The sequence below is a fragment of the Okeania sp. SIO2F4 genome, assembly GCF_010672385.1.
Classification (GTDB): Bacteria; Cyanobacteriota; Cyanobacteriia; order Cyanobacteriales; family Microcoleaceae; genus Trichodesmium.
Genome location: NZ_JAAHGT010000219.1, coordinates 1 through 11,765, shown reverse-complemented (window position 1 = coordinate 11,765; position 11,765 = coordinate 1). Strand labels below are relative to the sequence as shown.

Genomic DNA, 11,765 nt, shown 5'->3' with positions numbered 1-11,765 from the left:
GTATTTGGTATCAGAAGTTAAATTATTTATTGCTGTGACTAAATTTGAGAATTTAATAATTTCCTAATAGTAATAGCGACTGCTGTACAATTAACAGAGAGACAGACTGAAACTCTTTAAATTATTTATTTGAGAGCTTTTGGTGCTTTGATGGGAATTTTAATGATAAATTTAGTGCCTTTTCCTAATTGTGAAGTGCATTTCAAGATACCACTATGTTTCTCAACTATAATTTGATAGCTAATAGAAAGACCAAGACCTGTTCCTTTTCCTACTGGTTTAGTGGTAAAGAATGGATCAAAAACTCGATTAATTAAATTTTCTTTCATTCCAGGGCCATTATCTTGAACAGAGATTGTAGCATATTTGAGTAATGGTTCTTCTTCTGGTTCTTCAGAGTCTAACTGGGTAGTAATTTTAATTATCCTTGGTTTCGGTTTACCTTCAAGGACATCGATGGAATTAGCAATAATATTCATAAAGACTTGGTTGAGTTGCCCTGGATAGCACTCTACTTTGGGCAAACTACCGTACTCTTTGACAATCTCAATCCCAGAATCTTTCCCCTTTGACCTAATCCGGTTGTCTAAAATTAGCAAGGTACTATCAATACCTTCATGGATATCTACTATTTTTTTCTCTGCTTGGTCTGAACGAGTGAAGTTTCTTAATGATATAACTATTTTACGAATACGTTCTGTTCCAGTTTCCATTGAAGACAGAATTTTGGGTAAGTCTTCTATTAAAAAGTCTAATTCTATATCTTCAGTTTTGTTCTCAATTTCTGCTACAGGATCTGGGTAATACTTTTGATAAAGGTTTAACAATTCCAGAATGTCTCTTATATAATTTTTAACGTAGGTAATATTGCCGTGAATAAAATTGACAGGATTATTAATTTCATGGGCAACACCTGCTACGATTTGACCAAGAGATGACATTTTTTCTTGTTGGATTAACTGAGCTTCTTTTTGCTTTAAGTTCTTTAAAGCTTCACTGAGATGATGTGCTTGGGTTTGCGCTGCTAAAGCTGCTGCACGGGTTTGAGCATAAAGTTCCGCTTGGTCAATGGCGATCGCTAATTGGTCTACTACTGCTTGGAGTAATTCTACTTCACTTTCTTTCCAAGGTCGATGAGTACTATATTGGTTACAGACAACTCCTCCCATTTGACCGGAACGAGTTTGCAATGGTAGCAATAATGTAGATTTCACTCCCAAATCTTGCAGATATTGCTGCATTTGTTTAAGCTGATTTTGATTAACTGTTTCTGTATTGTCAAGTTGTAAAATTTCACGATTCCGAATTTTATCTGATAAAATTTTTATCTGTTCGCTGGAATACTCTGGGGTTTGAACTGATATTTTAGGGTTAGAAGCTTCATGGGTGATGGCAATGCTAGTAATTTGAGCAGATAAGCACCAAATGAAGAAGCATTGGTCAATTTGTAGGAGGTTTCTAATTTCTGTAACTGCAGTTCCTAATATCTTGTCAATATCTAGGGAATCTCTAATTTGACTGGCGAGGCGAAATAGTAAAGCTTCTCGGTTACTTAATAGTTGTTCTTGGGTTCTAACTCGGTCTATAGCAGTAGCTATAGCACTGGCCACCCAAGTAAGTACGTCTCTAGCTGATTCTGTAAGAGTGTTGTGACTCCATATACACATTACTCCAGCAACCCGACTATCCGAGGTTAGTAGAGTAAAATCATTTGTCAGTATTTGCTGTTCATTATCGGAGTTAACTTCTGAGTTTAGAAATTGAGAAGTTAAGATGCTTTTTGGGGTAAGTAATTTATGTTGATGTTCTATGTCTAACGTTAAGTTGTTACCGGATAATGCTTGTAATTCTAGTTGACTGGTTTGAGTATTAATAGTCCATATTCCTGAACCAATAACATCTAATTCTGCGACTATCGCTTTAGTACAATGTTGCAGAATATTGTTTAGGGAACTTGCCGATCCTAGAGCTACTCCCACTTCAGCTTCTAGAGTTGATAAACTTGCTCGCTCTAATAAAGCCACTTCCGCACGTTTTCTCTCTGTGATATCTCGTGAAACTGCGACTAATTCTATAACTTTACCTGTTTCTGGGTCTTGAATTTTTTGACAAGTGGTTTCAAACCAGATGTAAGAGCTATTTTTATGGCGTAGTCGGTGAGTGAAGGTGTATCCTTCCTGTTGTTCAGAGATATTAGTTTCATATAGTTTTCGATCTGCTGTGTGCAATAGATTGTATATACAGTTTCCCACTAATTCATCTGGTTCGTATCCAAGCAAATGACGACAAGCAGCAGAAGCAAACAAATATATACCTTCTGAGGTTTGCCTAGAAATTAGGTCAGTTGAATGATTAGTAAGGAGTCGATAACGTGCTTCACTGTCTCGCAACGCTTCTTCTGCTTGTTTTGTTTGGGTAATATCTGTTTGGATACCAATAAAGTTTGTTATGCGACCATTATTATCTCTGACTGGGGATATTGCTAATTCGTTCCAAAAGGGAGTACCATCTTTGCGGTAATTTTTGACAACTACTAAGCAATTTGTTTCTGATTTTATGGCTTGGCGAATTTGAGATAATGCGACAGGATCGGTGTCAGCACCTTGTAAAAATCTACAGTTTTTTCCTAATATTTCTTGAGTTGAATAGCCTGTAATTTTTTCAAAGGCAGGGTTACAGTAAATAATTGGATTATGAGGATGGGTATTGTCAGTAATTACTATGCCATTGTTGCTAGCTGATATCGCTCTTTCTAGCAGCAGTAGTGTTTTTTCTTCTGGATGGGCGTTAACTATTTCTTGTAATTTGATAAATTTTCCACTAAAACTATAGACCTTTCTTTGTAATTCTACTTGATTACTGATATGAAGACTTAGTTTTTTTAATAGTTTTTGACATTTTTCTGTTAAGCTTCTGGATACATAGTCCATTAATGATAAAATGCCGATTTGTTTGCCATTAATATTAATGGGAATTCCCACATAAAACCTGATTTTTGGTTCTGATACTACTAAGGTATGATTTGCTATTCTTTCATCTGCTAATGTATCGGGTATAATTAATAATGTTGCTTCTTTTTTCTGTAATTTGGTTTTGTTTTTTTCTGAGGAGCCTAGAATTACTTCTACAAAATTTAGGTATCTATGCTTATTATTATTAATACCTGTTTGAGATTTTAACCAAAGGTAGTTAGAATCTCTAAAGCTAATGAATGCAATTGGAGTTTCAGCTATATATGCTGCTAAATCTGCCATTTCTGGAAAGGAAGTTTCGGTAGCTAATACCTGATATAATGATTTTACTTCCATTTTATTTACCTTCCTTAGTTTAAAATTTTATTCTTTATGATTCAATAATTCGGTAGTGCCCTATTATTTGAAAATATAATCTTGAATATATTAACAACTTTAAAATTTATCAAACTATCTTGCTTTATTCTAGGATCATAGCATAAACTAAAATTGATTAACTACAAACCAAGCTGATAGCTTATTTGCAGTTAGAAAAGAGTCAATTAATACTTCTAATTTTATTAGAATAAAGCAGAGATATTTAAAGTGTTTACTCATGGACAAAGGAGGAATAAGTTTAGGTAAGAATATGTCAGAAACTGAAAGTATAAAAAAGACTATCTTGGCAGTAGATGATAGTAAGGTTATGCATGAAATGATCAGACAAGTTTTGGGTCAAAAATATAGGGTGTTAGTAGCAGATAATGCTGTGGATGGGTTGTCAATGATTTACCATGAGCAAGTCGCTGTTCTGTTACTAGATGTTTCGATGCCTGGTATAGATGGTTTGGAACTATGTCGTACACTACGCAGCATTCCTCAATTTCAAACTTTACCAATTATTATGTTAACAGCCAGAGATAATTCTTTTGATAAAGTTCAAGGACATTTAGCTGGTGCTACAGAATATCTGACTAAACCTTTTGATGCAGAAAAGTTAAATCAGCTAATTAGTAGTTTCTTGAATTAATTTTTAAGTAAATATAAACAACAATTAAGAGGGAAAAAAATACACCAGTTTTATACTTAATGAAGTACATATATTTATGGTTTTAGGGAGATTGGGAACAGGCAAAAAATATTTATTCTATCAATCGTACCACATTAACCTGGAATCTGCTTTCAAGAATGGATAATGTATAATGTATAATGGATAATGAATAATTGATAATTACCTCTGGTTGAAACCGAGATGATTGAACCGGTGTGGAAATCTCCTAGCACTTTTCTTGGTCCATTGGATATGGCGTTTAGCGCTCCGCACAACGCGCGTTTTTCATGTCGCGTTTGCGTTTCGCTTTCCTACGCAATGCTAACGCAAACATGTCGCGTTTGCGTTAGCGTTAGCGCAGCTCCTCCGCAGGAGGCAGCTCCTCTGCAAGAGGCAGCATTCCGCAGGAAAACGCGTAGCGTCCGGAGGGAAAGGAAACCTCGCCATCTCTCGACCACTTTTTCTTCTATTAGGAGAGACTTGAAACCTAGATTCGATCAATTATCAATTATCCATTGATAAATAATCTAGAAGTAAACAATCTGCACAACTATTTTTTTTGGGGTTAATGTTAATAATTAGGGAGTTAATCTTAGAAAAGAGGGAGTAGGGAGTAGGGAGAAATAATTGATAGTTTCTGCTCGATAATTGATTTAATTTTTTATTTTTGGAGAGGTGTATTGATATTTTTTTTGTTAACAGAAGCAGTTAATCTAGTAGGCTCAAAATTAATTATTAATATTAAAGTTGGAATTTATAGCAGTCGCCATTACTACCGCGGACATTCTCGCTCTTCTCAAATATAGTCCGTGCTGCGAATTTAACTTCTAACTTCGCGCCTTATGATTTCTGAATTATGACTTATGACTTCAGCTATATCTGCCCTTACCAATATAATTTAGTAACATAGGACTAATATCATTGATTGACAAAATATATTGAGCAGCTCCAAGAGCAATGACTTCTTTAGGCATACCAAATATTATAGAACTAGCTTCATCTTGGGCAATTTTCAAGCCACCTACTTGAGCGATCGCCTGCATTCCATCTGCTCCATCTCGACCCATTCCAGTCAATAAAACACCTGTAGCAGAGGAACCATGAAAATTAGCGACTAAATTAAAAGTCACAGTTAAAATGTTTAAAACTTAGGAAGTACAACCATTGTTGACATTGTTTAAGTTCTAATTTTTCGCGTTTGAGATAATAGTAAATTTAAGAAAAAACTATCAATAAAAACTATCATTATTCGCTATATAATTTGTGTCCTGATGCTCGAAAATTATCCATAGTTTGTTTGAATATTTCTAAGTTTTTTCGTCTGATTTGTAATTCGGTTTCTGTGACTTTTTATTCTATTTGTTTTTTTAACCATTCATTGCTGGTTGATTCAGACGTATTTGTTCTTTTATCGTGCGTCCTTGATGTTTTAAATAGGGAGCAAAATAACTAGGATTTTCTGTTTAATTAGACATAATTTTATTCTGGTTTTTTTCTCTGTCAATTTCACTATAGCACTATTTCAGTTATCAGGTCTATTAGGGTGTGTTAGCGGAGCGGAACGCACCGTAAAACTTAGGATAATTTGATAATTAGTAGTAATAGCGACTACAGTAATTACTGTTAATTTTATGGTTGGTTTTCCCCACCTTTTTTTATCGAAATTTTTGATAATAATTTTATATGATGGAATTTGATTTAAGGTAATACTTTCTGATTTATAGGAAAACTAAATTTTTAATATAGATAAGATTATGATTGCTCAACTGCAAGATATTATCCCTGCACTGATTGGCTTTTTTTTAGGATTAATAGTTTTAGTGTATTTTATGCATAAGGAAAATCCCTTGAGAATTATAGTTTCAGTGTGTTTTATGCTTAAGGAAAAACCCTTTGGCATCATAATTTCTAGTATCTCTTTTATATTGTTACCGTTTATTTTTGAAATCATATCAGTAAATGTTAATAATATAAACAGCTTTCTTGAAACATATAAGAATATATTGAATTTTCCATTATTTCCTGCTTTAGGGACTGGATTAGGTATAATTATAGGCAATACTGTTATTAATTATGTCACTGATAGAAAAGAAAAAACAGAATTTGCTGTATTATTTATTAAAGCTATAGAGTCTCATCTCAATGTTTTTTCCAAAATTAATTTGAGCATTGTAGAAATAAGCAACCGCATCTTCATAGAGGGTAGAGAATATATTGAAATTTACACAGAGGGTAGAAAAAATTTTGAAATTTATAAATCAAATTTAATTGAGGATAAACGCTATGGTATTGCTTTTAACAAGATAGGTATCTTCAATGACAGTGAAATTGATTTAGTATCATTTTACGATTTACATCTAAAAGAATCTGTCTCTATGGGAAATATTTTCTGTAGTGTTAAAAAAATAGAAGATCCCAACTTAACGTGGTCTTTTAAGAGTATTCAAATACTTACACCTATTGCAAAAACTTTAGGATACTTATGTATCTATCATTTATCTTTGAAGTATTCACAACAATATTCTGCTAAATATAGAGAAGAGTTCTTAAAAGAATGTGGCGATATATTGATACTGTTTTGGAATCCGGATTTATTTCCTAAATATGAATTTGATGGCATTATATTTCCTAATATAAAAATAGAATTTCATATTTTACAGAGAATCACGTCTGATAATTTAATTGAGGCATTAAACTACATAAGAGAAAGGTACAGAGAAATTGACAAAGCTCAAGATACTAATGACCGAAAACCTAATTACCTATTTAGAATTTTAATTAATAATTATATTTGTTTTACAGGAATGCAAAAAGATGGTACTCAAAAGCCTAAGATTACTATTATCTCAAGTCAAGAAACTTTTGCACACAGAACATACAGAATACCTGATATTAGTTTATTCGCTCATTCTAAAAAAATGTTAAAAAGCTATATCAAAGAAGAACTGAAGAAGAAACTAGAAGGAATTTGCGAAATAAAATACTTGTGGTTAGGCAGTACATTCAAACAAAATATTTTAGAGAAAGATATTGATGGATTAGAGGAAAATTTAGATGAAGATATTGATAAATTCATTGAAGATTGCGAATGTGAATCATACATTATTTCACCTTGGGGAAAAGATATTGATTCAGTTAAAATGAAATTTAGTGAGATTTGAAAGAGAATTGAGAAATAGCGGTGCATTACATTTCATTTTCATATTGCGAAGCATAACATACCGTAACATTTAGAATAAGCGGTGCGTTACATTTCATTTTCATGTCACCCTGTGAGGAAACGCACCCTACCAGACTCTGATAGTCATACAATGTATAAGGGCGAATAGCCATTCGCCCCTACAAAATTCTCCCCACACCTCCCACACTCCCCACCCTCCCCACACTCTCTTCAACTACGCTGGATAAATACGCAAACGCCGATTCGGTTCATCCCCAAAACTAGCAGACTTCAAGCGATAATGCTCAACCAATTCATGCTGCATCTTACGGACTTTTGGAGACCGTGGCAAAAGTTCAACAGGTTGCCCCTTCGGAATCACAATTTGCTCCACCGCTAACCTGGTTTCTTCCAACGCCTCCATCTCATCTTCTGAAGCTGAAGCAGCAAACAAACTCAAATCAGCAAACTCAGGAGTAGCAGGATCTTCCATATCCAACAACCGTCGCAACGCCTTAGCAATTTGAGGCAAACCGCTATTCTTAATCACATGAATAGGTACATGACGAGTCTTAGCTGCATGACGTAACTTAGACTGTTTCCGCGTGTGCGATCGCAAAGCCAAAACCACATCCGCACTATCAATATCCTTAGTCAAAACCACAGGCAAACCCAAAGTAGTAATCACCTGCTCCATTTGATGCCGTGGAATAGCATAAGGATAGATATGCAAAGGCAAATCTTCACCATTTGGCCCCGTATCTTTAGCTTCCCAACCTCCTCCTGTGCCATGAGAAAACATCCCTTTGCCAGATAAAGACTCATCCAACAACTGTTCAAAAGACTTTGCTTCAGAAAACTCTGCTGGTTGACTAATTTGACCTGTATTCGGCAACGGCATCATATAACCAGAATCCCGAAAACCACCACCCGAAGTCAACATTTCCCCCGACTGTCCGAGTAACGCCCCTGCATTACGATTAACACCCGCACCCAATCCAGTGGGAGTATTAAACTCTCGTTTAATCTGCACCTCACCAGTATCATCCATAGTCCTCACCTGTGGATTAGGTTTTTGCCCCCGCAGCAAAGCATCAACAGTATTAGCCACCTGCTCATGAACTACCCAACGATGCCTTTCCAACATTTCCACAGCAATTTCAAAAGTCGGGGGTGCCTTACGTTCCAAAACCGTCTTTTGAGAACCTCGCCGTCGTGCCTCATCATCTCCCAAAGTTACAGCTTGAATACCCCCGATCAAATCAGATAAAGTTGGATTTTTCACCAAATTTTCAATCTGATTTCCATGAGCAGTACCCACCAACTGCACGCCACGTTCTGCAATTGTTCTTGCTGCCAGAGCTTCCAATTCTGTGCCAATCTCATCAATCACAATCACCTCTGGCGTATGGTTCTCCACCGCCTCAATCATTACTCGATGCTGTTCTTCGGGAGTAGCAACCTGCATCCGACGGGCACGACCAATAGCAGGATGAGGAACATCTCCATCTCCAGCAATTTCATTAGAAGTATCAATAATTACGACCCGTTTTTCCAATTCATCAGCAAGCACCCGCGCAATTTCTCGTAGTGCCGTTGTTTTTCCTACACCGGGGCGACCAAGCATCAAAATTGACCTTCCCGTTTCCACCAACTCACGAATCATAGTAATTGTGCCAAATACTGCCCGCCCCACTCGGCAAGTCAAACCAATAACTTCTCCAGTGCGGTTGCGCATAGCACTAATTCGGTGTAGCGTCTGCTCAATACCTGCTCGATTATCACTGCTAAAATTGCCAATTCGTTCTATAGAATAACTAAGGTCTTTTCTCGAAACAGGAATTTCCCCCAGATATTCTGCGTGGGATGGAAAACGAGCTTCTGGGAGACGACCCAGATCCATCACAATTTCAATCAGATGATTTCGCTCTTGATGCTGCTGTAGGGGCCGTCTGATTTGCTCCGGCACAATTTCTAATAATCTATAAAGGTCGTCTGTGATGTGCATGCTTTGTTTAAAGTGACTTTATCTACTGGGTGATAAAAGAGATGAATGAGAGGCAAAAACTGAAACCTTGGTTTATGAAAGCTCACATTAATTCAAACTCTTGCCTATCTCCAATCTTTTAATTTGAGAAACTAGAGAATTAGCTAAACTGACAGCTTCGGAAAGAATTTCTGGTACAGTTTCTAGCTTTGTTAGTTGAGAATTGTTAATCTGATTTTGATTAACGTCTTTTACCTTTACTCCAGTTTTGTTGCAGGCAAATTCAATTGCCTGTAGTTGTGATTTGTGCATTTTTTCTAACTTTTCCAAAATTGGTGACAACAGAACACGGGCGTAGCTACCATAAGCTACACCAGCAACAAACTTATTTTCTGAAATGGGAGTACTTAAATTATTGGTGGGGTCTTTGTCTTGTTCCTGGTTCTTATTTGCTAGCAAACCAGCAGCCATTAGCTTGGCTATGGTAGAATTATTTGTACCGCCTGCTAGTTGTACATACCCTGGTAATCCTCCATCTAGCACCTTTTGACTCAATTTAATTGTAGCTACGGTAGTACCTGCCCCAATATCTCCACTCATCGGCTTACCATCAGTTTGCCAAATTAGAGCACAGGGAAGAGGAGAGATAATTTCATACAAACTCTGTAAATATTCTATTAGCCCTTCCCCATCCGGGCAACTAATTGCTATTAGTTTTAATTGATTTACCCAAGGTTTTATACTTTTCCAGAGTCGCTGAAAATCAGTTTCTCTTCCAACTTGGGTATGAATTTCTATGGCGTCTACACCAGTCGGCAATACTAATGATGCAATAGAACTAGGAGTAGATACATAAGAGCGAGCCTGTATTAGTTGATTAGGACATACAGACAAACACCTGCCACAACCGTAGCAAAGTTCATCTATCACTCCTGAATAGTCAGGTATTACACCATCTCTATTTTCAGAAAAAACTATAGCTTCTGCCGGACATACTTTCTCACAGGGTCGCCAACAGTCTGTGGGGCAAATGGCGGGGTCAAACTCAGCTTTCCGAAAATGAGGATCTTCTCCATCATTGATGCTGACCATTATCCATGGCCTTGCTTGGTAGCCAAATCCTTGATGTTTTGCCCAAGACTTGAGCTTAGACGCAACTTTTACAGCCTCTTTCGCCGCAGCGATCGCCGCTGGGTCTGCAGCCACATCAATACAATCTACACCTGCCAAAGTATAAGCTAACGTTAAATTTCTCACCGTTGGCAGGTGTTGAAAGCTGGCCCCACAGATTAACTTAAACCAGTGGCCCTCTTTTAGGGAATTTAAAGGATAGTAGCGTTCTCTCACGCTTATATGGTAGCCTTTAGCTCAAAAAAAATCGAGGTACATTTTTTAGGTGAAGTACCCTAACTAAGCTGTGCTATAGTTAAGGTTTCGTGTCTCTCCCGCCAATACCTCACTACACAAATTCATAGATTGGACTTACTCAGCGTCTCTGATTGTTTCCAACCTTTATCCATCCTCAGATGGAACCCACGCAGCCACCCTGCTTCCCAAGGCGGATCGAATACTATTACTATTGTATATTTCGATTGGCAGACCAGTTTAAACTCTAGTATCCAAAAGTTTTTCCTGGAAACTCTTAGGCAGGCACCAAAGTATTTTGAAGTGGTGTCCACCTAAAGAAGCGATCGCCACCCATTTCCACTATGACCTTTACTCGTGGTTCCGACTTAGGTAGGCCAGTTAAATACTCAATTTCTTGACTAGATAGAATCTGACCTTCTATAATCCACAGAACCAAACCCTTAGTCTTGGGTGGTAAATGTTCCAATTTATAGCTGACAATTGGTGGCACATAGTAGACATAGCCAACCGCTGCACCACTTCCCGAACTTTTCTTACCTAAGTGAGGAGGTCTAACTCCATGTACCCCTGTGAGATACATGGCCAAATCCCCTAGTCCTCTGGCAGTAATATTGTGAGTTACATAGCCAGAAGCTCTTAAACGACGTTGATAACGCCCTTCAAATCCTCCTTCCAAAGGAACATAAACGGCCAAAGATCCAGACTTCTCTAAATCTCGAATCATTCCTCGACCAGTTGTAATCAGTGCCATGCTTAATCTTGTCCCTAATTCTTAGATCCTAGCTGATTATATTTGGTCTATATTATAGTTCCTTAAACCAAAGATACTTGTGTTCCTAACAACTTCAAAAAAAAATTATTTCAACCTCTAGACAAGTACTAGTAAATAATATACAATAATATATTGTCGCTGAAAAAAGGTTTATTTGGCCTTAAGATCGTTAACTGCCTATTTAAAGCTTAAGCAACAATAGGATTACTTCTTATTGGGCGGTCAGTTCGATCTTGACAGTTTTATAGATTAGCTAATAGCCATACTTCGTTAGATAGAATGAAACAGGAATTATTAGTTAGTGACTATTAACAGATGATGGAACGGATACTGAGTAGCAAGCTACTCAAGTCCTAGCGACCATAGAATCGGAATTAGATAAATCTAAAGATGAAAAGCTAAAAAGAATAATAGCGTAGCAACATAAGTAAATGTCGTCTTCAACAGACGATAAAATATTTTCTTGCTAAGTATTA

Annotated in this window: 7 protein-coding genes; 2 read left to right on the top strand and 5 right to left on the bottom strand. The window is 36.7% G+C overall.

The genetic code is table 11. The features are described from left to right. Positions 1-125 precede the first annotated feature (125 nt). Complete coding sequence (locus F6K22_RS15685; protein WP_293099423.1) at positions 126-3,308, bottom strand: PAS domain S-box protein; 3,183 nt, start codon at positions 3,306-3,308, stop codon at positions 126-128. 292 nt (positions 3,309-3,600) lie between these two features. Here F6K22_RS15685 and F6K22_RS15680 point away from each other — a divergent pair, with 292 nt between their 5' ends. Then, complete coding sequence (locus tag F6K22_RS15680) at positions 3,601-3,981, top strand: response regulator (RefSeq protein WP_293099376.1); 381 nt, start codon at positions 3,601-3,603, stop codon at positions 3,979-3,981. 890 nt (positions 3,982-4,871) lie between these two features. Here the strand turns inward: F6K22_RS15680 and F6K22_RS15675 are convergent. Continuing rightward, positions 4,872-5,132, bottom strand: coding sequence for a chemotaxis protein CheB (locus F6K22_RS15675; protein WP_363273651.1), 261 nt, complete (start codon positions 5,130-5,132; stop codon positions 4,872-4,874). 624 nt (positions 5,133-5,756) lie between these two features. On the opposite strand from F6K22_RS15675, the gene F6K22_RS15670 reads away from it, so the two are divergent. Beyond that, a complete protein-coding gene (locus tag F6K22_RS15670) occupies positions 5,757-7,163 on the top strand; it encodes a hypothetical protein (protein WP_293099373.1) in 1,407 nt (468 codons plus the stop codon). A 234-nt stretch (positions 7,164-7,397) separates the two neighbouring features. Here F6K22_RS15670 and F6K22_RS15665 read toward each other — a convergent pair whose 3' ends face one another. From F6K22_RS15665 to ndhN, 3 genes are all read right to left on the bottom strand, one after another. Next, the gene (locus tag F6K22_RS15665; protein ID WP_293099370.1) at positions 7,398-9,170 is read right to left on the bottom strand and encodes a R3H domain-containing nucleic acid-binding protein; all 1,773 of its coding nucleotides are present in this window, start codon (positions 9,168-9,170) and stop codon (positions 7,398-7,400) included. 87 nt (positions 9,171-9,257) lie between these two features. Next, complete coding sequence (gene ldpA, locus F6K22_RS15660) at positions 9,258-10,496, bottom strand: circadian clock protein LdpA (protein ID WP_293099367.1); 1,239 nt, start codon at positions 10,494-10,496, stop codon at positions 9,258-9,260. Positions 10,497-10,791: 295 nt separating this feature from the next. Then, positions 10,792-11,268 (bottom strand): NAD(P)H-quinone oxidoreductase subunit N, encoded by a 477-nt coding sequence (gene ndhN, locus F6K22_RS15655; protein ID WP_293099365.1) that lies wholly within the window; start codon positions 11,266-11,268, stop codon positions 10,792-10,794. Between the last annotated feature and the right edge of the window lie 497 nt (positions 11,269-11,765).

Bases quoted from the DNA above. Each gene is read 5' to 3' on its own strand.
- F6K22_RS15665 (WP_293099370.1), bottom strand. From the start codon at position 9,170: ATGCACATCACAGACGACCTTTATAGATTATTAGAAATTGTGCCGGAG.
- ndhN (WP_293099365.1), bottom strand. From the start codon at position 11,268: ATGGCACTGATTACAACTGGTCGAGGAATGATTCGAGATTTAGAGAAG.
- F6K22_RS15680 (WP_293099376.1), top strand. From the start codon at position 3,601: ATGTCAGAAACTGAAAGTATAAAAAAGACTATCTTGGCAGTAGATGAT.
- F6K22_RS15670 (WP_293099373.1), top strand. From the start codon at position 5,757: ATGATTGCTCAACTGCAAGATATTATCCCTGCACTGATTGGCTTTTTT.
- F6K22_RS15685 (WP_293099423.1), bottom strand. From the start codon at position 3,308: ATGGAAGTAAAATCATTATATCAGGTATTAGCTACCGAAACTTCCTTT.